The organism is Streptomyces sp. NPDC044571, assembly GCF_040647115.1.
Taxonomy (GTDB): Bacteria; Actinomycetota; Actinomycetes; order Streptomycetales; family Streptomycetaceae; genus Streptomyces.
In genome coordinates this window covers 74753-96315 of record NZ_JBEZBN010000009.1, presented here as the reverse complement: position 1 = coordinate 96315, position 21563 = coordinate 74753, and the positions used below count along the sequence as shown (strand labels likewise).

Below are 21563 nucleotides of genomic sequence, written 5' to 3'. Positions count from 1 at the left end.
CCCTGAGGCGGGGAGTTCGGTCCTCAAGGGCCCAGGAGCGCGAACAAGCAGGTCGTAACGTTCCTGCAGGATTGCGACGTGGTGGGGCGGGTGGGACTCGAACCCACGGCCGACGGATTATGAGTCCGCTGCTCTAACCGGCTGAGCTACCGCCCCTTCACGGCGTGGCGCGTACATGTGTGCGCGCCGTCTGCCGCAGCATAGCCGCTCATACGATCTCCTGCCTCGGATGCCTCGCATGATCGGCTTCGCCTGTTGAGGGAGACCGTCCTGAGGGCTGCCCGGTTCCACGACCAGGCAAAAAAGAAGAGGACCCGCACGGGTCCTCTTCTCTCACGCTCCCCCGGCTGGACTCGAACCAGCAACCCTCCGGTTAACAGCCGAATGCTCTGCCAATTGAGCTACAGGGGACTGCGCTCCCCCGACTGGACTCGAACCAGTAACCTGCCGGTTAACAGCCGGCTGCTCTGCCAATTGAGCTACAGGGGATTGCTGCGGTGCACCGAACAGCCCACCTCCGGCCTTGCCGGGGGGCGAGCGCTCGCTGCGAGTCATAGATTAGCGCAAGCAGGGGGGTGCTCCGCCAATCGGTATCTCCAGCAGGCCGGGCACCACACGACGAAGGGTGGCAGGCATGCGGTACAAGGTCACGTTCATGCTCGGACTGGCCGTCGGGTACGTCGCCGGGGCGCGGGCCGGGCGCGAGCGTTACGAGCAGATGAAGAAGTCCGCGCGCGACCTCGCGCAGAACCCGGCCGTCCGGAATGCCGCCGAGACCGCGGGGCAGACCGGGCGGGTCTACGCGGGCAAGGCGTTCGCGGCGGTGGGCGACAAGGTCGGCGACGTCGTACCGCCCTCGCTGGTCGGGCGGGTACGGGGGCTGCGCGACCGGGTCCGCGGCGGTGGCGCCGGCGCCGAGGACGAGTGGGGAACCAGCAACACCTGAGGCGTCGGAGGCGGAGGAGACGGGCCCGGGGTGCGGCAGAATTCTCCGCATGGGGATAGTCGCCGGGCTGGACAGCTCTTCCGCCTTCACTCGCATCGTCGTCTGTGACACCGACACCGGTGCCGTGCTGCGCCAGGGCTACGCGCCCCATCCGCAGCCCGCCACGGATCCCGAGAGCGTCCATCCCCACGAGACCGACCCCCAGGCCTGGCTGCTGTCCCTCGGCGAGGCCGCGGGCGGCGGCCTCCTGGAGGGGGTCCAGGCCATCGGCGTCTCCGCGCAGCAGCACGCGCTGCTCCCGCTCGATGCGCAGGGCGGGCTCGTCCGCCCCGCGCTGGTCGGCAACGACAAGCGGGGGCAGGTCGCGGCCGCCGACCTGATCGAGGCGCTCGGCGGCCGGCAGGCCTGGGCCGAGGCCGTCGGGTCCGTCCCGCAGGCCGCACAGCCGGTCGCGAAGCTCGCCTGGCTGGCCCGGACGGAGCCGGAGGCGGCCCGGCGGGTGGCCGTGCTGATGTCCGCGCACGACTGGCTGGTCTGGCAGCTGCTCGGCCGGCCCGCCCGCCGCACCACCGACCGTGGCGGCGCCTCCGGCACCGGGTACTGGTCGGCGGCCACCGGCTCCTACCGCCCCGACCTGGTCGAGCTGGCCCTCGGCCACATGGCGCTGCTGCCCGAGGTGCTCGGGCCGGCCGAGGCCGCCGGGACCACTCCGGAGGGGCTGCTGATCTCCGCGGGCACGGGCGAGACGATGGCCGCCGCGCTCGGGCTCGGCCTCGGCCCCGGCGACGCGGTGGTCTCGCTGGGCGCCTCCGGCTCGGTGACCGCCGTCCACCACGAGGCGCTGTCGGAGCCGAACGGGCTGATCACCTCGCTCGCCGACGCCACCGGCATGCACCTGCCGGTGGTGAACGTCTCCAATGCCGTACGGGCCCTGCGCGGCACCGCCGATCTGCTGGGCACCGACCTCGAAGGGCTGTCGGAGCTCGCGCTGAAGTCGACGCCGGGCGCGCACGGCCTCGTACTCCTGCCGTATCTGGAGGGTGAGCGGACGCCGAACCTGCCGCACACCGCCGGAACCCTGTCCGGGCTGCGGCGGGACTCGATGAAGCCGGAGCACCTGGCGCGGGCCGCGTTCGAGGGGATGCTGTGCGGTCTGGCCGACGCGCTCGACGTGCTGCGTTCGCGCGGGGTGGAGATCCGCCGGGTGTTCCTGCTGGGCGCGGCGGCCGAGCTGCCCGCCGTGCAGGCCGCGGCCCCGGGGCTGTTCGGGGCGCAGATCGTCGTCCCGGCGCCGGCCGACTACGCGGCGCTCGGCGCGGCCCGCCAGGCGGCGTGGGCGCTGGGGGTGCAGCAGGGCTCGCTGGCCCCGCACACCCCGCCGGTCTGGTCGGCTCCGGCGGCGCAGGTCTTCGAGCCCGGCGAGGAGTATCCGGCCTGGCAGGCGGTGCGCCAGCAGTACATCGCGACGCGCGAGCAGCTCCACCCCGGGGCGTTCCAGCAGGTACCGCAGGTCCCGTAGGGGCCGGGACCCCGGTCTTACGCACGGCGGACGCCGGTCTCGTCCTTTTGACCGGCCTTTGCGAAAACCGGTGGGGTTCGGCCGCGCGGTGGCCGAAGATGGGGTGACCCCTCGATCTTGCCGACCGGAGCCTGCGCGTGCTCATACGACTTCTGCGGACCCACCTGGGTCCGTACCGGAAACCGATTGCCCTCCTGGTGCTGCTGCAGCTGCTGCAGACCAGTGCGAGCCTCTACCTCCCGACGCTGAACGCGGACATCATCGACCGGGGTGTCGTCAACGGCGACACCGGCTACATCCTGCGCTTCGGCGCGCTGATGCTCGGTGTGTCCCTCGTCCAGCTCACCTGCAACATCGGCGCGGTCTACTTCGGTGCCCGCACCTCGGCGGCCCTCGGCCGCGACATCCGGGCCGCCGTCTTCGACCGGGTGCAGAGCTTCTCCGCGCGGGAACTGGGCCAGTTCGGCGCGCCGTCGCTGATCACCCGTACGACGAACGACGTCCAGCAGATCCAGATGCTGGTGCTGATGACCTTCACGCTGATGGTCTCGGCGCCGATCATGTGCGTGGGCGGCATCGCCATGGCGCTCTCGCTCGACGTGAAGCTGTCGGGCGTGCTCCTGGCCGTGGTGCCCGTCCTCGGCCTCTCGGTCGGGGCGATCGTCTTCAGGACGCGACCGCTGTTCCGGCAGATGCAGGAGCGCCTGGACAGCGTGAACCGGGTGCTGCGCGAGCAGATCACCGGCAACCGGGTGATCCGCGCCTTCGTCCGCGACGACTACGAGAAGGGCCGCTTCCGGGACGCCAACGCGGACCTGACCAACGTCTCCCTCGCCTCGGGCAGGCTGCTGGCCCTCATGTTCCCCACGGTGATCCTGGTCGTGAACATCTCCAGCGTCGCCGTGATCTGGTTCGGGGCGATGCGCATCGACAGCGGCGGCATGGAGATCGGCCAGCTGACGGCCTTCCTCGCCTACCTGATGCAGATCGTCATGTCCGTGATGATGGCCACCTTCATGTTCATGATGGTGCCGCGCGCCGAGGTCTGCGCCGAGCGCGTCCAGGAGGTCCTGGACACCGAGTCCAGCGTGGTCCCGCCCGTCGAGCCGGTGCGCGAACTCGCCCGCCGCGGGCAGCTGGAGCTGCGCGGCGCCGACTTCCGCTACCCGGGCGCCGAGGTGCCGGTCCTGCGCGGGGTGGACCTGGTGGCCCGCCCCGGCGAGACCACCGCGGTCATCGGCTCGACCGGCAGCGGCAAGTCGACGCTGCTGGGCCTGGTGCCGCGGCTGTTCGACGCGACCGGCGGCGAGGTGCTGGTCGACGGCGAGGACGTACGCCGCCTGGACCCCGAACTGCTCGCCAGGACGGTCGGCATGGTCCCGCAGAAGCCGTACCTCTTCTCCGGAACCGTCGCGTCCAACCTGCGTTACGGGCGGCCCGAGGCCACCGACGAGGAGCTGTGGCGCGCGCTGGAGGTGGCGCAGGCCAAGGACTTCGTGTCCGAGCTGGAGGGCGGCCTCGACGCGCCCGTCACCCAGGGCGGAACCAATGTCTCCGGCGGGCAGCGCCAGCGTCTGGCGATCGCCCGCACGCTCGTGCAGCGGCCGGAGATCTACCTCTTCGACGACTCCTTCTCGGCTCTGGACTACGCGACGGACGCGGCGCTGCGCGCGGCGCTCGCCCGCGAGACCGAGGACGCCACCGTCGTCATCGTCGCCCAGCGGGTCTCCACGATCCGTGACGCCGACCGGATCATCGTCCTCGACGAGGGCCAGGTGGTGGGCGAGGGACGCCACCACGAGCTGATGGCCGACAACGAGACCTACCGGGAGATCGTGCTCTCCCAGCTGACGGAGGCGGAGGCCGCATGAGCGGGCCCGGAGGACGGATGATGATGGGGCCGGCTCAGCGGTCCCTGGACTTCAAGGGCTCGGGCAAGCGGCTGCTGCGGCAGATCGCCCACGACCGGGCCAAGCTGTGGGGCATGGTCGCCGCCGTGGTCGCCAGCGTCGGCTGCTCGGTGGTCGGCCCGAAGATCCTCGGCCGGGCCACCGACCTGGTGTTCGCGGGGATCGTCGGCCGGCAGCTGCCGGAGGGGATCACCAAGCAGCAGGCGCTGGACGGGATGCGCGCCAGGGGCGATGACGGCATGGCGGACATGCTGTCCGGCACCGAGTTCACCCCCGGCAAGGGCATCGACTTCGGCGCCGTCGGCGGCGTGGCGGTCTGGGCGCTGGTGGTCTTCACCCTGGCCGGTCTGATGATGCTGGTGGCGACGCGGCTGTCGAATCACATCATGAACGGCACCGTGTACCGGATGCGCGAGGACCTCCAGGCCAAGCTGTCGCGGCTGCCGCTGTCGTACTTCGACCAGCAGAAGCGCGGCGAGGTGCTCAGCCGGGCCACGAACGACATCGACAACATCGGCCAGACGCTCCAGCAGACGATGGGGCAGCTGCTCAACTCGCTGCTGACGATCGTCGGCGTACTGGCGATGATGTTCTGGATCTCCCCGCTGCTGGCGCTGGTCGCGCTGGTGACGATCCCGGTCTCGGCCGTGGTCGCCGGGAAGATCGGCAAGAAGTCGCAGCCGCAGTTCGTGGAGCAGTGGAAGTCCACGGGCGCGCTGAACGCCCATGTGGAGGAGATGTACTCCGGCCACAACCTGGTCAAGGTGTTCGGCCGGCAGAAGGAGTCCGCGGCCGTCTTCGCCGAGCAGAACGAGGCCCTGTACCGGGCCTCCTTCAAGGCGCAGCTGGTCAGCGGCATCATGCAGCCGGTGATGTTCTTCATCTCGAACATCAACTACGTGCTGGTCGCGGTCGTCGGCGGTCTGCGGGTGGCCTCGGGCAGCCTGTCGATCGGTGACGTACAGGCGTTCATCCAGTACTCGCGCCAGTTCTCGATGCCGCTGACCCAGGTCGCCTCGATGGCGAACCTGGTGCAGTCGGGCGTCGCCTCGGCCGAGCGGGTGTACGAGCTGCTGGACGCGCGGGAACAGGACCCGGACGTCGAGGTCGCGGAGCGTCCGCAGAAGGTGCGCGGCCAGGTCACGCTGGACAAGGTGGCCTTCCGCTACGAGCCGGACAAGCCGCTGATCGAGAACCTGTCGCTGAGCGTCGAGCCTGGCCAGACGGTCGCGATCGTCGGCCCCACGGGCGCCGGCAAGACCACGCTCGTGAACCTCCTGATGCGGTTCTACGAGGTCACGGGCGGCCGGATCGCCCTGGACGGGGTGGACATCGCGAGGATGACCCGCGAGGAGCTGCGCGGGGACATCGGCATGGTGCTCCAGGACACCTGGCTGTTCGGGGGCACGATCGCGGAGAACATCGCGTACGGGGCCTCGCGGGAAGTGACGCGCGCCGAGATCGAGGAGGCGGCGCGGGCCGCGCACGCCGACCGCTTCATCCGCACCCTGCCCGACGGCTACGACACGGTGCTGGACGACGAGGGCGCCGGTGTCAGCGCGGGTGAGAAGCAGCTGATCACCATCGCCCGGGCGTTCTTGTCGGACCCGGTGATCCTGGTGCTGGACGAGGCGACGAGCTCGGTGGACACCCGCACGGAGGTGCTGATCCAGAAGGCGATGGCGCGCCTCGCGGACGGCCGTACGTCCTTCGTGATCGCGCACCGGCTGTCCACGATCCGCGATGCGGACGTGATCCTGGTGATGGAGAACGGCTCGATCGTGGAGCAGGGCTCGCACGAGGAACTGCTGGAGTCCCAGGGGGCGTACGCTCGTCTGTACGCGGCGCAGTTCGCGCAGGCGGTCGCCGAGGTCGACTGACGTCGGCGGGCCGGCGGACGTCGGCCCGCAGAAGGGGGTGCCCGGTCATGCCGGGCGCCCCCTTTCCCCTTTGTGGGGTCGTCTTCTCGGCGGTCGCCTTCTCGGCGGTCGTCAGTCCAGGTAGCCGCGGAGCTGGTCGGCGAAGGCGTGGTCGCGCAGTTTGCCGAGGGTCTTCGACTCGATCTGGCGGATCCGCTCGCGCGTGACGCCGAAGATCCTGCCGATCTCCTCCAGGGTGCGGGGCCGTCCGTCGACGAGGCCGTAGCGCAGTTGGACGACCTTGCGCTCGCGCTCGCCGAGGGTGGAGAGCACGGCTTCGAGGTGCTCGCGCAGCAGGAAGAACGCGGCGGACTCCACCGGGGAGGCGGCGTCCCCGTCCTCGATCAGGTCGCCGAGCGCGACATCGTCCTCTTCGCCGACCGGCGCGTGCAGCGAGACCGGCTCCTGGGCGAGGCGCAGCACCTCCATGACCCGCTCCGGGGTCAACTCCAGGTGGACGGCGACCTCTTCGGCGGTGGGCTCGTACCCGCGCTCCTGGAGCATGCGGCGCTGGACGCGCACCACGCGGTTGATCAGCTCTACGACGTGGACGGGCACGCGGATGGTCCGGGCCTGGTCGGCGAGGGCCCGGGACATGGCCTGCCGGATCCACCAGGTGGCGTACGTGGAGAACTTGTACCCGCGGGCGTAGTCGAACTTCTCAACGGCCCTGATGAGGCCCAGGTTCCCTTCCTGGACGAGGTCGAGCATGGTGAGGCCGCGGCCCACGTAGCGCTTCGCGACGGAGACGACGAGGCGGAGGTTCGACTCGATGAGGCGGCGTTTGGCCATCCGGCCCATGACGACGAGTTTGTCCAGGTCGAGGGCGAGCGCCAGGTCCAGGTCCGGGGTGTTGCCGAGCTTCTCCTCGGCGAACAGCCCGGCCTCCACGCGCCGGGCGAGCTCGACCTCCTCGGCGGCGGTGAGCAGCGGAATCCTGCCTATCTCGCGCAGGTACTGCCGGAACAGATCGGCGGAAGGGCCCGCTGCGCCGCTCTCACTGCGCCGGGTCGGCTCCGGCGCCTGCTCGATCAGCTCCAGTACCTCGGGCTCGTCGTCCACGCTGTCGACCTCGGGCTCTTCGCCTGCTGTGGCCTCGGTGTCGTGGACGGGCGGGCTCACGTTGACGGTCAGGATCTGGGTCTGCACGGGGGCGACCTCCAGGGCTCCGAGGACGGGGGCACCGCACCTCAGTGTGGGGTACGACACATCGCCGCCACGAGGGGCGTGCGAGCACTTTCTGAGCCCGCTGCGTGACCGGATGGTTACCCGCCGCCGGAAACCCCGATGCGGATCGGACGCATGTCCGACTGGATCGGCACCACCTCCCCCTCGGGAGCCGCACGTGACCGCGGCGGTCAGGCCGGTTCGACGCGGACCGCGCAGACCTTGAACTCCGGCATGCGGGACGTGGGGTCGAGGGCCGGGTTGGTCAGGCTGTTGGCGCGGCCCTCCCCCGGCCAGTGGAAGGGCATGAAGACCGTGTCCGCGCGGATGGTGTCCGTGATGCGGGCCGGCGCCACCGCGCGGCCGCGGCGGGAGGTGACCGCGAGGGGGGTGCCGTCCGTGGCGCCGATGCGGGCGGCGAGGCGGGGGTGGAGTTCCACGAACGGGCCGGGGGCGGCCGCGTTGAGCTCGTCCACGCGGCGGGTCTGGGCGCCCGACTGGTACTGGGAGACCACCCGGCCGGTGGTGAGCAGGACGGGGTACTCGGCGTCCGGGACCTCGGCCGCGTCGCGGTGCGAGACCGGGACGAACCGGGCCCGGCCGTCTTCGGTGGCGAAGGCGTCCAGGAAGAGGCGCGGCTGCCCCGGGGAGCCCTCGGGGCAGGGCCAGTAGACGCCCTGCTCGTCCTCGATGCGGGCGTAGGAGATGCCCGAGTAGTCGGCCGGGCCGCCGGCCGAGGCGCGGCGCAGTTCCGCGAAGACCTCCTCGGGGTCGGTGGGGAAGCCCTTCTCGATGCCGAGGCGGGTCGCCAGGCCGTGCAGGACCTCCAGGTCGGTGTGGACACCGGGCGGCGGGGTCAGGGCCCGGCGGCGCAGCAGGACCCTGCCCTCCAGGTTGGTGGTGGTGCCGGTCTCCTCGGCCCACTGGGTGACGGGCAGGACCACGTCCGCGAGGGCCGCCGTCTCGGAGAGGACCACGTCGGCGACCGCCAGGAAGTCCAGGGAGCGGATGCGGCCTTCGATGTGGGCGGCGCGCGGGGCGGAGACCACCGGGTTGGAGCCCATCAGCAGCAGGGCTTTGACGTCCGTGCCGAGGGCGTCGAGGAGTTCGTAGGCGCTGCGGCCCGGGCCGGGGAGGGTGGCGGGGTCGACTCCCCAGACGCCGGCGACGTGCGCCCGTGCCGCGGGATCGGTCAGCTTGCGGTAGCCGGGGAGCTGGTCGGCCTTCTGGCCGTGCTCGCGGCCGCCCTGGCCGTTGCCCTGGCCGGTGAGGCAGCCGTAGCCGGAGAGCGGGCGGCCCGCGCGGCCGGTGGCCAGGCACAGGTTGATCCACGCGCCGACGGTGTCGGTGCCCTTGGACTGCTGCTCGGGTCCCCGGGCGGTGAGGACCATCGCGGAGGAGGGTGCGCAGAACAGCTCGACCGCCTCGCGCAGACGCGGGACCGGGATGCCGGTGATCCGTTCCACCAGCTCCGGCCAGTGCGCCATCGCCGCCGCCCGGGCCTCCTCCCAGCCGGTGGTGCGCCCGGCGATGAACTCCTCGTCGGTGCGGCCCTGGGCGACGACCAGGTGCAGCAGGCCCAGCGCCAGGGCGAGATCCGTACCCGGGCGGGGGGCCAGGTGCAGGTCCGCCTGCTCGGCGGTGCGGGTGCGGCGGGGGTCGACGACGATCAGCGTGCCGCCGTTCGCCTTGAGTTCGGTGAGGAAGCGCAGGGCGGGCGGCATGGTCTCGGCCAGGTTCGAGCCGACGAGGATCACGCAGCCGGTGCGCGGGATGTCCTCCAGCGGGAAGGGCAGTCCGCGGTCCAGCCCGAAGGCCCGCTGGTGGGCGGCGGCCGCAGAGGACATGCAGAAGCGGCCGTTGTAGTCGATCTGCGAGGTCCGCAGGGCGACGCGCGCGAACTTGCCGAGCGCGTACGCCTTCTCGTTGGTCAGCCCGCCGCCCCCGAACACCCCGACCGCGTCCCGCCCGTACGCACGCCCGGTGCGGGCGAGCCCCTCGGCGACGGCATCGAGGGCCTCCTCCCAGGTGGCCGGGGCGAGCTCGCCGGTACCGGTGCGGATCAGCGGCTCGGTCAGGCGTACCCGGGAGGACAGCACGGCAGGGGCGGTACGGCCCTTGCCGCACAGCGCGCCGCGGTTCACCGGGAAGTCCGCCCGCTCCTCCACCACCACGCTCGCCCCGCCCGGCTCGGGCCGCAGGAGCATCCCGCATTGCAGCGCGCAGTAGGGACAGTGCGTGGCGGTGGCTGATTCCGGGGTGTGCATACGCCTCAGCCTGCGGCGGCGGTGTTACGTCCAGCCGCCGCGTCCGGTTACGCCTCATGTACGAGCACCTCAGCGCCGCCGCGGGCGGCCCGTGAGGGGCGGGCTCACCCCAGGCACTGCGCGGCCGCTGCCCGGCGTCACTGCCGCCGTCACTGCCGCCGTCACTGCCCGGTCAGGTGCTTCACCGTCAGGCCGGTCGTCCAGCCGCCGTCCACCGCCGGCTCGGCGCCGGTCACGTACGCGGCGGCGTCGGAGAGGAGGAAGGCGACGGCCGCGGCCGTCTCCTCCGGGACGCCGACGCGGCCCAGGGGAGCGCCGGGGAATTTGCCCGCGCCATCCGTGATCAGCACCTGGCCGCCCCCGTCCACGACGGCCTGCGCAGCCGCGGCGCCCAGCCCCCGGGCTCCGCCGGTGATGACGACGGTCTTACCGCTCAGATCCACCACGGTCATGGCTCCCACCCCACGGTATGTGACTCACCGGCCTGGCTGACGACGCGTCAGTGTGCCAGGACGCCCAAGGCCTGCGACACCCCCGGCTCCTTGGGTCCCAGGAACCGCGGCTCCGGCTTGAAGGCGGCATCCAGCGCCGCCTTGCCCGCGGCGAAGACCTCGCGCGCCCCGCCGTAGTACCAGGTCTCGTCGTGCTCGTCGTCGACCCCGACCCCGTAGGACTCCACCCCGGCCGCCTCGCACAGGGCCACGGCCCGGTGTATGTGGAAGCCCTGGCTGACCAGCACCGCCCGCTTCACCCCGAAGATCTCCCGGGCCCGGACGCAGGAGTCCCACGTGTCGAACCCGGCGAAGTCGCTGACGATCCGCTCCCCCGGCACCCCGTGCCCGGTCAGGTACGTCCGCATCGCGTCGGGCTCGTCGTACTCCCTGCGGCTGTTGTCACCGGTGACGAGGACGACCTTGACCTTGCCCGTGCGGTACAGCTCGGCCGCCGCATCGAGGCGGTTGGCCAGATACGGCGTCGGCTTGCCGTTCCACAGCCCCGCCCCGAAGACCACCGCCACCCCGGCGGCCGGCGCGTCGGCCGTGCTCCGCAGCCGGTCCGCCGCCACCGCATGGGTCCACGTCGACGGCAGCAGCGCCAGCACACAACCCGCCATCACCACCTGCACGGCCCGCCGCCGGCCCGCCACCGACCCCATCCAGCCCGGCATCTTCATGATCGGTCCCCCCTTTGCCCGCCCCGCACGCCGTTCGCACACATTGACGATCAAGCCCGGCCCCCCAGTTCCCCCCTCCCCCTCTTTCACTCGGACGAATGAGCGAGTGAGCTACCGGTAAACACCCGTCACCCCCGCGCAACGCCCCCGCAACGTGCGGCCCGCAGGATCGGTTCATGACGGAGCCGGTGCACCCTCCCGAATCCCTGTCCTTTCCGCTTCCCCCCGCCACGGCCACCGAGCTGCTGACCCGGATCACGGCCCAACTGGGCACACAGCTCAGCGGACTGCGTCCCCCGGGGGCCCGGTCACACGGAGTCCACGCATGCAGCCCACCCTCGTCGCCGTCGCCCACGGCAGTCGCGACCCGCGCGCCCTCCACACCGTCCGCGCCCTCCTCGACCGGGTCCGCGAGCTCCGCCCCCGCCTCGACGTCCGGCTCGGGCACATCGAGCTGAACGAGCCGCTGCTCGGCGAGACCCTCCACCGCACCACCGGTGCGGCCGTGCTCGTCCCGCTGCTCCTGGGGCGCGGGCACCACGTCAAGCGGGACCTCCCGGCGGCCGCCGCCCGCGCCGCCCACCTGCACACCCGCGTAGCCGCCCCGCTCGGCCCGCATCCGCTGCTCGTCGAGGCCCTGTACGAACGGCTCCTGGAGGCCTGCCCGGACCCGCGGGACCGCTCCGCCGTCGTGCTCGCCGCCGCCGGCTCCCGCGACCCCGACTCCGCGACCGACACCCGGCGCACCGCCGCACTGCTCTCCGAACGCCTCGGCGGGGCGGCCGTCGTACCGGCCTACGCGTCCGCCGCGGCCCCCGCCGTCCCCGACGCCGTGCGCGCCCTCGCCGCCCGCGGCCACCACCGGGTCGCCGTGGCCTCGTACTTCACCGCCCCCGGCCGCTTCGCCACCCAGAGCGCTGCCGCCGCGTCCGGCCCCGCGGCCGCCCCGCTCGGGGACCATCCCGCCCTGGCCCGTCTCGTGCTGCTCCGCTACGACCAGGCCCTGGCCCGGCTCCGCGGCGAACGGGACGAGCACGAGGAGCGCCTGGAACTCGCCACTGCGTGAAGACCGCGTTGGTTCGGAATGCTCGGATTGTCGGTGCGTGCGGTTAACGTCTGAGCATGGAAGGCATGGAAGGCTCCGCATCCGCCCCGTACGCTCCGGCCGACACCGAACGCTGGGCCGCCGAGCCCGACAAACGGCCCGGCCGCACCGCCTTCCAGCGCGACCGCGCCCGTGTGCTGCACTCGGCCGCGCTGCGCCGCCTCGCCGGGAAAACCCAGGTCGTCACCCCCGGCAGCCGCTCGTACGACTGGGACGCGAGCCCCCGCACCCGCCTGACCCACTCGCTGGAGTGCGCCCAGGTCGGCCGGGAGCTGGGCGCGGCCCTGGGCTGCGATCCCGACCTCGTGGAAGCCGCCTGCCTCTCCCACGACATGGGCCATCCGCCCTTCGGCCACAACGGCGAGGAGGCGCTCAACGAGTTCGCCAAGGACTGTGGCGGGTTCGAGGGCAACGCCCAGTCGCTGCGCCTGCTGACCCGGCTGGAGCCCAAGCGGTTCGTTCCCGATCCGGCGAGCGGCGAGCTCGTCAGCGTCGGCCTGAACCTCACCCGGGCCTGCCTGGACGCCGCGACCAAGTACCCCTGGCCCCGCGGCGGACACCCCACGGATCCCGACTCGGTCAAGTTCGGCGCGTACGACGACGACCTGCCGGTCTTCGAGTGGTTGCGCCGCGGCGCGCCCGCGGACCGCAAGTGCTTCGAGGCCCAGGTCATGGACTGGTCGGACGACGTCGCGTACTCGGTGCACGACTTCGAGGACGGCCTGCACGCCGGGCACCTCGACCCCAACCTCCTCTTCGCCGAACCGGAGCGCACCGCGATCTGGCGGGTCGCGATCGGCCGGTACGTGCCGGCCGGCACGGATCCGGAGGAGCTGCGGGAGGCCTTGGACCGGCTGCTGGAACAGGACTGGTGGCCGCACGGGTACGACGGATCGGCCGTCGCCCAGGCCCGCCTGAAGGACGCCACCAGCCAGCTGATCGGCCGGTTCTGCCTGGCCGCGGAGGGGGCGACCCGGGAGGCGTACGGCTCCGGCCGCCTCACCCGGTACGCCGCCGAGCTGGTCGTCCCGCGCGAGGCGCGCAACGAGTGCGCGGTCCTCAAGGCGGTCGCGGACCTCTACGTCATGCAGCGCGACGAGCAGGAGCGGCTTCGGGCCGATCAGCGCATCGTCCTGGCCGAACTCGCCGAGGCGCTGAGCGCCCGCGCACCCGAGGGCCTCGACCCGCAATTCCGGGCGATCTTCGATGCGGCCCCGGACGACAAAGCACGCAAACGCGCGGTCATCGACCAGATCGCGGCGCTCACGGACGCCTCGGCGCGCTCTCTACACGCCCGGCTCACGGTGCGCAGGCGCCGCGCCGGGGGGTGAGCCGATCGGGCCACTCCCCCTTCACGCAGCACGTTCAGTGCGGGACGCTCGCATGTGGTCGCATGTGGCGGAGAGGTTATGAGGAGGCATCAGGTGGTCGACGCACACCGGACGTTCGTCATCGTCGGCGCAGGGCTGGCCGGGGCCAAGGCGGCCGAGACGCTGCGGTCGGAGGGGTTCACGGGGCGGGTGATCCTGATCGGCGACGAACGCGACCATCCCTATGAGCGGCCGCCGCTCTCCAAGGGGTACCTCCAGGGCAAGGAGGAGCGCGACAGCGTCTTCGTCCACGAGCCGTCCTGGTACGCGCGCGCCGACATCGAGCTGCACCTCGGCCAGCCCGCGGTCCAGCTGGACCGGGAGGCCAAGAGGGTGGTCCTCGGCGACGGCACCGCGCTGCACTACGACAAGCTGCTGCTGGCCACCGGAGCCGAGCCGCGCCGCCTCGACATCCCCGGCACCGGCCTGGCCGGGGTGCACCACCTGCGCCGGCTCGCCCACGCGGAGCGGCTGCGCGGCGTACTGACCACCCTCGGCCGGGACAACGGCCACCTGCTGATCGCGGGCGCCGGCTGGATCGGCCTGGAGGTCGCGGCCGCGGCGCGCGGGTACGGGGCCGAGGTCACCGTGATCGAGCCGCTCGCGACGCCGCTGCACGCGGTGCTCGGCCCGGAGATCGGGCGGCTCTTCGGCGATCTGCACACCGAGCACGGGGTCCGCTTCCACTTCGGCTCGCGGCTGACCGAGATCGTCGGCCACGACGGCATGGTGCTGGCCGCCCGGACGGACGACGGCGACGAGCACCCCGCGCACGCCGTGCTGGCGGCGATCGGGGCGGCTCCGCGGACCGCGCTGGCGGAGACCTCGGGGCTGGCGCTGATCGACCGGGAGCACGGCGGCGGCATCGCGGTGGACGCGTCCCTGCGCACCTCCGACGCCGACATCTTCGCCGTCGGGGACGTGGCCGCGGCCCACCACCCGCTGCTGGGCACCCGGCTGCGGGTGGAGCACTGGGCGAACGCGCTCAACGGCGGCCCGGCCGCGGCGCGGGCGATGCTGGGCCAGGAGGTCTCGTACGACCGCATCCCGTACTTCTTCTCCGACCAGTACGACGTGGGTCTGGAGTACTCGGGGTACGCGCCGGCCGGCGGCTACGACCAGGTGCTGATCCGCGGGGACGCGGCCAAGCGGGAGTTCATCGCCTTCTGGCTGTCGGAGGGGAGGGTGCTGGCCGGGATGAACGTGAACGTGTGGGACGTCACCGAGCACATCCAGGCCCTGATCAGGTCGAAGGAGCCCGTCAACCGCGAAGCACTGGCGGACCCGACCGTTCCGCTGGCCTCCCTGGTGCCGGCGCAGGGAGCGTGAGCGGCGGCTTGCGGGGGGGCCACCCGAGACGGGCGGGGGCCTGACGGGTTTGTGGGCGCCCGGCCGTAGACTTCACGGGTGGCAGGACGGATCAACGACGACGACGTGAAGGCGGTACGGGACGCGGTCCCGATCGACGCCGTGGTCTCCGACTACCTCCAACTGCGCAACGCGGGCGGGGGCAACCTCAAGGGCCTGTGCCCCTTCCACGACGAGAAGTCCCCGTCCTTCCAGGTCAGCCCCAGCAAGGGTCTCTACCACTGCTTCGGCTGCCAGGCGGGCGGGGACACCCTCGACTTCATCATGAAGATCGACCACCTCTCCTTCTCGGAGGCCGTCGAGCGCCTCGCCGGACAGGCCGGCATCACGCTCCGGTACGAGGAGGGCGGCTACACCGCCGGCACCAGCGGCCGCGGCGAGCGCATCCGCCTCGTCGAGGCCCACAAGGCGGCCGCGCAGTTCTACGTCGAGCAGCTGGGCAGCGCCGAGGCGGAGATCGGCCGCAGGTTCCTCGCCGAGCGCGGCTTCGACCAGGCCGCGGCCGAGCACTTCAGCGTCGGATACAGCCCGGCCGGCTGGGACCACCTGACCCGCTTCCTGCGCGGCCGGGGCTTCAGCGACAAGGAGCTGATCCTCTCCGGGCTGGCCCAGGACAGCCGCAGCGGCAAGCCCATCGACCGCTTCCGCGGCCGGCTGATGTGGCCGATCCGCGACATCACGGGCGAGGTGGTCGGCTTCGGCGCGCGCAAGCTGCGCGACGACGACAACGGGCCGAAGTACCTGAACACGCCCGAGACGGCGATCTACAAGAAGAGCCAGGTGCTGTACGGCATCGACCTGGCGAAGAAGGAGATCGCGAAGACCTCGCGGGCCGTGGTCGTCGAGGGCTACACGGACGTGATGGCCTGCCACCTGGCCGGGGTGACCACCGCGATCGCGACCTGTGGCACCTCCTTCGGCGGCGACCACATCAAGATCCTGCGCCGGCTGTTGATGGACAATGCCACGGCCGAGGTGATCTTCACCTTCGACGGCGACGCGGCCGGGCAGAAGGCGGCCCTGCGGGCTTTCGAGGACGACCAGAAGTTCGCCGCGGAGACCTCGATCGCCATCACCCCGGGCGGCATGGACCCCTGCGACCTGCGGCTGGCGCAGGGGGACGCGGCCGTGGCGGGCCTGGTGGAATCGCGGACCCCGCTGTTCGAGTTCGCCCTGCGGCACATCGTCAGCCGGCACAACCTGGAGCACCCGGCGGGCCGGGCGGCCGCCCTGGACGAGGCGGCGCCGGTCGTCGCCCACATCAAGAACATCGCGATCCAGCACGAGTCGGCGGTCCAGCTGGCGGGCATGCTGGGCATCCGGGACGAGCAGTTCGTGGTCAAACGGGTCGCGCAGCTGGCCCGCTGGGCGCGCGAGCGCGGCGACCGGCCCGGCACCGACCGGCAGCCCGGCCCGCGCAGCCGCCCGTACGAGGCGGCCCCCGCGCCCGCCGCCCCCGCGGGCGGCCCCGCGCTGAACCTGCGCAGCCCCGCGCACCGCACCGAGCGCGAACTGCTGAAACTGGCGCTGCAGCGGCCGGAGCTGGTGTCGCCGGCCTTCGACGCGTACGGCGTGGACGAGTTCACCGCTCCCCCGTACGCGGCGGTCCGCCAGGCCGTCCAGGACGCGGGCGGCACCTCGGCGGCCGGCTCCGACTACCTGGCCCGGGTGCGCGAGGCCGCCCCGAACGACACGGTGCGGGCACTCGTCACCGAGCTGGCGGTCGAGGCCATCCACGCGAAGACGGTGGACGAGGTGTACGCCGGCGTCCAGTTGGTCCAGGTCCGGCTGCGCGCGGTGGACCGCCGGGTGCACGAGGTTCAGGGAACTCTGGCGCGCATGGGCCCCCAGGCCCCGCCGGAGCAGCTGGCGGCGGTCCAGGAGGAGCTGTGGGTGCTCCAGCAGTACGGTCAGCGCCTGCGCAACCGCGGCGCCGAGGGGCTGTAGCTCCCTGAGCTTCCTGAGCCGGCCCCCCGGCGAAGCGGCGGCTAGCGCCTGAGCCAGTCGCCGCCCGGTATCTCGACGCCGGTGGCGCGCAGGCGGCGGGCGAGCAGGGGGGCCGCCAGGTAGACCCAGGCGGTGGTGAGGGTGCCGTCCGGGCGGACCGCTTCGCGCCGGACCCGGTCGTAGACGTTCCGGGGCCGGTCCGGGCCGTAGTAGTCCTCCAGCCGGTCCAGCTCGGCCAGCAGGCTCTCGTACGCCTCCGGCGCCGGGGTGACCAGCTCGCCCACGATCTCGGAGCCCGCGTGCTGGACGGCGTACGGGAATCCGGGGCCGTCGTAGAGCAGCGCGTCGGGGAGCCGGGCGGGCTCCTCGGCGGCGGTGCGGCCCCGCAGGAACAGGTCGTGGTTGATCTCGCCGGGCCGCAGGGTCCCGTAGACGAAGAGGGGGAGCCCGGCGGTCATCCCGCGGTCACCTCGGCCGCGACCCAGGCCAGGTAGGCGGCGCTGCCCCGCACGACCGGAGTGGCGATGACCTCCGGGGTGTCGTAGGGGTGATCGGCGGTGAGCCGGGCCTCCAGGGCGGGGTAGGCGGAGGCGGTGGTCTTGAACAGGACCTGCCACTCCTGGGAGGTCTCCAGCGTGTCCTTCCAGCGGTAGACCGAGGTCACCGGGCCGGTCACCTGCGCACAGGCGGCCAGTCGGGCCTGCACCGCGGTCCGGGCGAGGGCTGCGGCCTGCTCGGCCGAGTCGACCGTGGTCAGCACGGTGAGCACCTGGCCGTGAGGGGCCTGCGGCACCTGCGCCTCGTGCGGCCCGTGGGGTGCCTGCGCATCCGGCGGAGCCTGCGGGCCTTGCGGCGTTTGCGGCTCTCGCGGCTCTCCCGGCCGGTCGACCGATGTCACGGGGCCCTCCCTCGATGTGCCACGGACCAGCTCCTGGTGGTCCGGACCTGCGTCCCGATTTTCCCAGCGTGCCCCCACCGTACGCACTGCCGTTCCACAAATATCCGGCACCCGCCCCCGGCACGGGCGCCGCGGACGCCGGTGCGGCGGTCACCCGGACGGGGCCAGGGCGCGGAGAGCGACGGGCGCCGCTGTGACCTGCGGAGACAGCCGGCGCCGCAGATCATCTGACGGCCCTTCAGCAGGCGCGCCGCCGGGGTGCCGGGTTACCTCGGAACACGACCCCGTGTTTCCAGGAGCCGCCATGCGCCGACGCACCGCCCATGTGCTCACCGCCACCGCGCTGACCGCCACCGCGTTCACCGGCCCGGTCGCGGGCGGCGTCGCCGCCGCGGAACTCGGGACGGCGGGCTTCGCACCCGGGGACTTCGCCGCGCTGGAGGTCTGGCCCAAGTCCGGGGCCCCCGGGGCCACGGTCACGGTCAACACCACCGCCTGCGGCCCGGGCGGCCACGCCGACGGCGATGCGACCACGGTCGGCGGCGGCCGGTTCAAGCTGGTGCCGGGCACCCACAAGGAGGTGGTGGTGGGCCAGTTCCAGATCGCCCGCGGCACCCGCGCCGGCACCTATGCCATTGGCGCCACCTGTGCGAACGGCAAGTTCGCCACGGGCAACCTGGTCGTCACCGATCGCGGTCCGCAAGGCCGCGTCCGTACGGGTGTGGGAGGCGGGACGAGCACCACCACCGACCCCACCAAGATCGCGGCGGGAGCGGCCGTCCTGGCCGCGGCCGCCGTCGGCGGTACCTGGCTCCTGCGTCGCCGGGCGAGCGGCACGCGGAGCTGACGGGCGCCCACCGCGGCTCCGGCCGCGGTCCGACCGGTACCGTCCCCCGTCGCCCGCCCCGCGAGGTCCCCCCGTTCGCGGGGCCGGGCGACGGCCTGTTCCACGCAGAGCACACCGATCGCCAAGGGGGCGCGCATGGGCACAGGCCAGGCCCGCCGCGGCGGGCTCGTCGCGCTCACGGCCTGCGTCGGCATCTGGCTCGTCACCAGCGGCTCCGGCGAGTCCGTGCAGCCCCCGCTGCCCTCCCCCGCCGAGGCGCTGAACGGGCGGACCTCCTACCCCGGCAGCATCGACCCGCTGCCCGGCTCCCCGCCGACCCGGATCCGGATCCCGTCGATCCGGGTGGACGCCCCGCTGACGGGGCTCGGCCTCGGGCCGGACGGCAGCCTGGAGGTGCCGCCGCCCGCCCGCCGCGACCTGGCCGGCTGGTACCGCGACGGCACCACGCCCGGCGCGGTCGGCACCGCCGTCATCCTCGGCCACGTCGACCACGCCTCCGGGCCGGCGGTCTTCTACCACCTGGGCGCGCTGCACCGCGGGGCGTCGATCGAAGTGCCGCGCGCGGACGGGCGCACGGCCGTGTTCACCGTCCACGCGGTCGAGGTGTACGACGCCAAGTCCTTCCCGGACGCCCGCGTGTACGGGCCTTCGCCGCGCGCCGAGCTGCGGGTGATCACCTGCGGCGGCGGCTTCTCGCCCCGCACCGGCTACCGGGGCAACGTGGTCGTCTTCGCGCACCTCACCGGGACCCACTGACGGACGTCGGCGCGGGCCGGCGCGGCGCGCTCAGCCCCACTGCTCCAGGCCGAGCTTGACCACGAGGGCGCCGACCACGGTCAGCAGCACGCCCCGGACGAAGCCGCTGCCCTTCTTCAGCGCCATCCGGGCCCCGACCATGCCGCCGGCGAGGTTGAAGGCCGCCATCAGCGCGGCCAGCTGCCACAGCACCATGCCCTGGTACGCGAACATCGCGAGGGCCCCGGCGTTCGTGCAGCAGTTGACGATCTTGGCGGTGGCGGAGGCCGTGACCAGGTCGAGGTGGAGCAGCGCGGTCAGGGCCAGGACCAGGAAGGTGCCGGTGCCGGGCCCGATGAGGCCGTCGTAGAAGCCGATCCCGAGACCGGCGAGCCCGATCGCGAGCAGTACGCGCCCGCGGCTGACGGGCGAGGCCGAGGGGGCGGTGCCGAAGGCGGGCCGGAAGGCCACGAAGGCGCCGACGACCAGGAGCACCACCATGATCAGCGGGCGGAGCGCGTCCTTGCTGATCCCGCCGGCCAGTGCGGCGCCGCCCATGGATCCCGCGAGCGCGGCCAGGCCGATCCGGACGGCGAGCTTCACGTCCACCGGCGCCTTGCGCACGTACGTCACCGCCGCGCCCGCGGTGCCGACGATGGCCACGGCCTTGTTGGTGCCGAGCACCGCGGCGGGCTGGGCGTGCGGCAGGCCGAGCAGCAGGGCGGGCAGGAGCAGCAGTCCTCCACCGCCCACCACGGCGTCGATCCAACCGGCCGCCGCGGCGGCCACGCACAGCACGATGATCATCGTCGTCGATATGTCAGGCACAAGCCCGACCCTAGGGAGGAGTCGCCTGTACGGGGCATCGATCGCCGGAAACTTGCGCAAAGATTGAGCTTTGCCTCAGCCTCACCACCCGTCCCACCGGCCCCTGTTTCTCCCTCACCGGGCGCCGACCGGGACGCTGAGGTGCGCGTTCCGTCCGGGTAACAACGGCGATGCGGCAGGGAAACAGCGGCGGCGCACGCTCGTGCCATGACCTCGAAACAGCGTGTGGTGGTGATCGGCGCCGGCCTGGCCGGCCTGCGGTTCGCCGCGCGGCTGGGCGCCGGCGCCCAGGTGCGGGTCCTCGGCGAGGAGCCGCACCCGCCGTACAACCGGGTGCTGCTTGCGGAGGTCCTGGCGGGCCGGTACGCCCCCGACGTGACCGCCCTGCCGGCCCCCGGCGCGGCGGTGCGGCGGGGCGTACGAGCGGTCCGCATCGACCGGGCCGAGCGCGTCGTGCACTGCGACGACGGCAGCACCGAGGCGTACGACACCCTGGTCCTGGCCACGGGCTCCAACCCGGTCCTCCCGCCGCTGCGCGGGTTGTTCACACCGGGCGGCCGGGAACTCCCCGACGGGGTCCACGCGTTCCGCACGATGGACGACTGCCTTGCGCTGTCGGCGGCCGTGGCGGCACGGCCCGGCGTACGGGCGGTGGTGATCGGCGGCGGCCTCCTCGGGGTCTCCGCCGCCCGGGCCTTGGCCGAGCGCGGGGCCCAGGTGGTCCTCGCCCAGCAGGGCGAGCGCCTGATGGAACGCCAGCTGGACGCGGACGCCTCGGAGCTGCTGCACGCCCACCTGACGGCGCTCGGCATCGAGATCCACACCCAGTGCCGGGTCCGCGGCCTGGTCACGAGTCCGGCCACGCGCCCGACGGCGGACCCCGACGGGCGCACCGTCACCGCCGTCGAGCTCGCCGACGGCTACCGCCTCGACGCCGACCTCGTGGTGCTCGCCTGCGGCGTACGCCCCCGTACGGGGCTCGCGCTGGCCGCCGGGCTGCCCGTGCGCACCGGCATCGTGGTCGACGACCGGCTGCGGACCGCCGACCCCCGGATCCACGCCATCGGCGACTGCGCCGAGCACGCCGGCCGGGTCTACGGCCTGGCCGGTCCCGCGCTGGAACAGGCCGACGCCCTGGCCGCCGTCCTCGCCGCGGGCGGTTCCGAGGGGGAAGCCGCCCCCGGAACCGACCCCGCGGCGGCCACCGGAACCGACGGCGGAGGCGGCACCGGCAGCGCTGCCGCCCGCGACGCGGACAGCAGCACCGGCCCCGGCTACACCGGAACCCGCGTCCTGACCCGCCTCACCCTCGCGGCCGCCGGCCCCGGGCCCTTCGACCTCGCCGTCTTCGGCGAGACGACCCCGCTCCCCGGGGACGACGTGGTCCGCCTCACCGACGCCACCCGCCGCACCTACCGCAAGGTCGTGGTCCGCGGCGACCGGCTCGTCGGCGGGGTCCTGCTCGGCGAGCTGTCCACCGTGGGCGCCCTCGCCCGCAGCTGGGAAGGCGACCAGCCCCTCAACGACCTGACGCACCTGCTCACCGACGACGGAGGCTCCTGA

General features: G+C 73.0%; 17 protein-coding genes, 3 tRNA genes and 1 pseudogene. 11 read left to right on the top strand and 10 right to left on the bottom strand.

Annotated features, from left to right (window positions below; translation table 11 throughout):
- Window positions 1-79: 79 nt before the first annotated feature.
- From AB0B01_RS07325 to AB0B01_RS07315, 3 genes are all read right to left on the bottom strand, one after another.
- A tRNA-Ile gene (locus tag AB0B01_RS07325) sits at window positions 80-156 on the bottom strand.
- Window positions 157-338: 182 nt separating this feature from the next.
- Window positions 339-411, bottom strand: a tRNA-Asn gene (locus AB0B01_RS07320).
- A gap of 5 nt (window positions 412-416) precedes the next feature.
- Window positions 417-489: transfer RNA gene (locus AB0B01_RS07315), tRNA-Asn, on the bottom strand.
- Between the two features lie 145 nt (window positions 490-634).
- Between AB0B01_RS07315 and AB0B01_RS07310 the strand changes: the two genes are divergently transcribed.
- From AB0B01_RS07310 to AB0B01_RS07295, 4 genes are all read left to right on the top strand, one after another.
- Window positions 635-946, top strand: coding sequence for a YtxH domain-containing protein (locus AB0B01_RS07310; protein ID WP_361713816.1), 312 nt, complete (start codon window positions 635-637; stop codon window positions 944-946).
- 49 nt (window positions 947-995) lie between these two features.
- Window positions 996-2465, top strand: a complete 1470-nt coding sequence (locus AB0B01_RS07305) for an FGGY family carbohydrate kinase (protein ID WP_361713814.1) — start codon at window positions 996-998, stop codon at window positions 2463-2465.
- A gap of 137 nt (window positions 2466-2602) precedes the next feature.
- Complete coding sequence (locus AB0B01_RS07300; RefSeq protein ID WP_361713812.1) at window positions 2603-4336, top strand: ABC transporter ATP-binding protein; 1734 nt, start codon at window positions 2603-2605, stop codon at window positions 4334-4336.
- A complete protein-coding gene (locus AB0B01_RS07295; protein WP_361713810.1) occupies window positions 4333-6255 on the top strand; it encodes an ABC transporter ATP-binding protein in 1923 nt (640 codons plus the stop codon). The genes AB0B01_RS07300 and AB0B01_RS07295 overlap by 4 nt, the downstream gene beginning before the upstream one ends.
- 111 nt (window positions 6256-6366) lie before the next feature.
- Here AB0B01_RS07295 and AB0B01_RS07290 read toward each other — a convergent pair whose 3' ends face one another.
- The 4 genes and pseudogenes from AB0B01_RS07290 to AB0B01_RS07275 all read right to left on the bottom strand — a co-directional run bounded on the left by AB0B01_RS07290 (window position 6367) and on the right by AB0B01_RS07275 (window position 10902).
- Complete coding sequence (locus AB0B01_RS07290; protein ID WP_361713808.1) at window positions 6367-7443, bottom strand: RNA polymerase sigma factor; 1077 nt, start codon at window positions 7441-7443, stop codon at window positions 6367-6369.
- A 209-nt stretch (window positions 7444-7652) separates the two neighbouring features.
- Complete coding sequence (locus AB0B01_RS07285) at window positions 7653-9728, bottom strand: molybdopterin oxidoreductase family protein (protein WP_361713806.1); 2076 nt, start codon at window positions 9726-9728, stop codon at window positions 7653-7655.
- A 161-nt stretch (window positions 9729-9889) separates the two neighbouring features.
- A pseudogene (locus tag AB0B01_RS07280) lies at window positions 9890-10063 on the bottom strand (SDR family oxidoreductase); the annotation flags it as partial.
- 164 nt (window positions 10064-10227) lie between these two features.
- The gene (locus tag AB0B01_RS07275) at window positions 10228-10902 is read right to left on the bottom strand and encodes an ElyC/SanA/YdcF family protein (protein WP_361713804.1); all 675 of its coding nucleotides are present in this window, start codon (window positions 10900-10902) and stop codon (window positions 10228-10230) included.
- Between the two features lie 325 nt (window positions 10903-11227).
- Between AB0B01_RS07275 and AB0B01_RS07270 the strand changes: the two genes are divergently transcribed.
- The 4 genes from AB0B01_RS07270 (at window position 11228) to dnaG (ending at window position 16692) form a co-directional block, all read left to right on the top strand.
- Window positions 11228-11968 (top strand): CbiX/SirB N-terminal domain-containing protein, encoded by a 741-nt coding sequence (locus tag AB0B01_RS07270; RefSeq protein ID WP_361713802.1) that lies wholly within the window; start codon window positions 11228-11230, stop codon window positions 11966-11968.
- Between the two features lie 56 nt (window positions 11969-12024).
- Window positions 12025-13338: a deoxyguanosinetriphosphate triphosphohydrolase gene (locus AB0B01_RS07265; protein WP_361713800.1), complete on the top strand. Its 1314-nt coding sequence runs from the start codon at window positions 12025-12027 to the stop codon at window positions 13336-13338.
- A gap of 93 nt (window positions 13339-13431) precedes the next feature.
- A complete protein-coding gene (locus AB0B01_RS07260; protein WP_361713798.1) occupies window positions 13432-14706 on the top strand; it encodes an FAD-dependent oxidoreductase in 1275 nt (424 codons plus the stop codon).
- A 78-nt stretch (window positions 14707-14784) separates the two neighbouring features.
- Window positions 14785-16692 carry a DNA primase gene (gene dnaG / locus AB0B01_RS07255; RefSeq protein WP_361713797.1) on the top strand — a complete coding sequence of 636 codons (1908 nt, stop codon included), beginning with the start codon at window positions 14785-14787 and terminating at the stop codon, window positions 16690-16692.
- 41 nt (window positions 16693-16733) lie between these two features.
- On the opposite strand, the gene AB0B01_RS07250 is transcribed toward dnaG, so the two are convergent.
- A complete protein-coding gene (locus AB0B01_RS07250) occupies window positions 16734-17150 on the bottom strand; it encodes a gamma-glutamylcyclotransferase family protein (RefSeq protein WP_361713795.1) in 417 nt (138 codons plus the stop codon).
- Complete coding sequence (gene cutA / locus AB0B01_RS07245; RefSeq protein ID WP_361713793.1) at window positions 17147-17485, bottom strand: divalent-cation tolerance protein CutA; 339 nt, start codon at window positions 17483-17485, stop codon at window positions 17147-17149. The genes AB0B01_RS07250 and cutA overlap by 4 nt, the downstream gene beginning before the upstream one ends.
- A gap of 409 nt (window positions 17486-17894) precedes the next feature.
- On the opposite strand from cutA, the gene AB0B01_RS07240 reads away from it, so the two are divergent.
- Window positions 17895-18437 carry a hypothetical protein gene (locus AB0B01_RS07240; protein WP_361713791.1) on the top strand — a complete coding sequence of 181 codons (543 nt, stop codon included), beginning with the start codon at window positions 17895-17897 and terminating at the stop codon, window positions 18435-18437.
- Between the two features lie 135 nt (window positions 18438-18572).
- Entirely contained in the window at window positions 18573-19193 is a 621-nt protein-coding gene (locus AB0B01_RS07235) for a class F sortase (RefSeq protein ID WP_361713789.1), read from the top strand.
- 30 nt (window positions 19194-19223) lie between these two features.
- On the opposite strand, the gene AB0B01_RS07230 is transcribed toward AB0B01_RS07235, so the two are convergent.
- Entirely contained in the window at window positions 19224-20000 is a 777-nt protein-coding gene (locus AB0B01_RS07230) for a TSUP family transporter (protein WP_361713787.1), read from the bottom strand.
- 207 nt (window positions 20001-20207) lie between these two features.
- On the opposite strand from AB0B01_RS07230, the gene AB0B01_RS07225 reads away from it, so the two are divergent.
- Window positions 20208-21563 (top strand): FAD-dependent oxidoreductase, encoded by a 1356-nt coding sequence (locus AB0B01_RS07225; RefSeq protein ID WP_361713785.1) that lies wholly within the window; start codon window positions 20208-20210, stop codon window positions 21561-21563.

Coding starts and splice junctions, on each gene's coding strand:
- AB0B01_RS07225 (WP_361713785.1), top strand. CDS start 20,208: ATGACCTCGAAACAGCGTGTGGTGGTGATCGGCGCCGGCCTGGCCGGC.
- AB0B01_RS07270 (WP_361713802.1), top strand. CDS start 11,228: ATGCAGCCCACCCTCGTCGCCGTCGCCCACGGCAGTCGCGACCCGCGC.
- AB0B01_RS07310 (WP_361713816.1), top strand. CDS start 635: ATGCGGTACAAGGTCACGTTCATGCTCGGACTGGCCGTCGGGTACGTC.
- AB0B01_RS07250 (WP_361713795.1), bottom strand. CDS start 17,150: ATGACCGCCGGGCTCCCCCTCTTCGTCTACGGGACCCTGCGGCCCGGC.
- AB0B01_RS07240 (WP_361713791.1), top strand. CDS start 17,895: ATGCGCCGACGCACCGCCCATGTGCTCACCGCCACCGCGCTGACCGCC.
- AB0B01_RS07295 (WP_361713810.1), top strand. CDS start 4,333: ATGAGCGGGCCCGGAGGACGGATGATGATGGGGCCGGCTCAGCGGTCC.
- AB0B01_RS07305 (WP_361713814.1), top strand. CDS start 996: ATGGGGATAGTCGCCGGGCTGGACAGCTCTTCCGCCTTCACTCGCATC.
- AB0B01_RS07235 (WP_361713789.1), top strand. CDS start 18,573: ATGGGCACAGGCCAGGCCCGCCGCGGCGGGCTCGTCGCGCTCACGGCC.
- AB0B01_RS07265 (WP_361713800.1), top strand. CDS start 12,025: ATGGAAGGCATGGAAGGCTCCGCATCCGCCCCGTACGCTCCGGCCGAC.
- AB0B01_RS07285 (WP_361713806.1), bottom strand. CDS start 9,728: ATGCACACCCCGGAATCAGCCACCGCCACGCACTGTCCCTACTGCGCG.
- AB0B01_RS07275 (WP_361713804.1), bottom strand. CDS start 10,902: ATGAAGATGCCGGGCTGGATGGGGTCGGTGGCGGGCCGGCGGCGGGCC.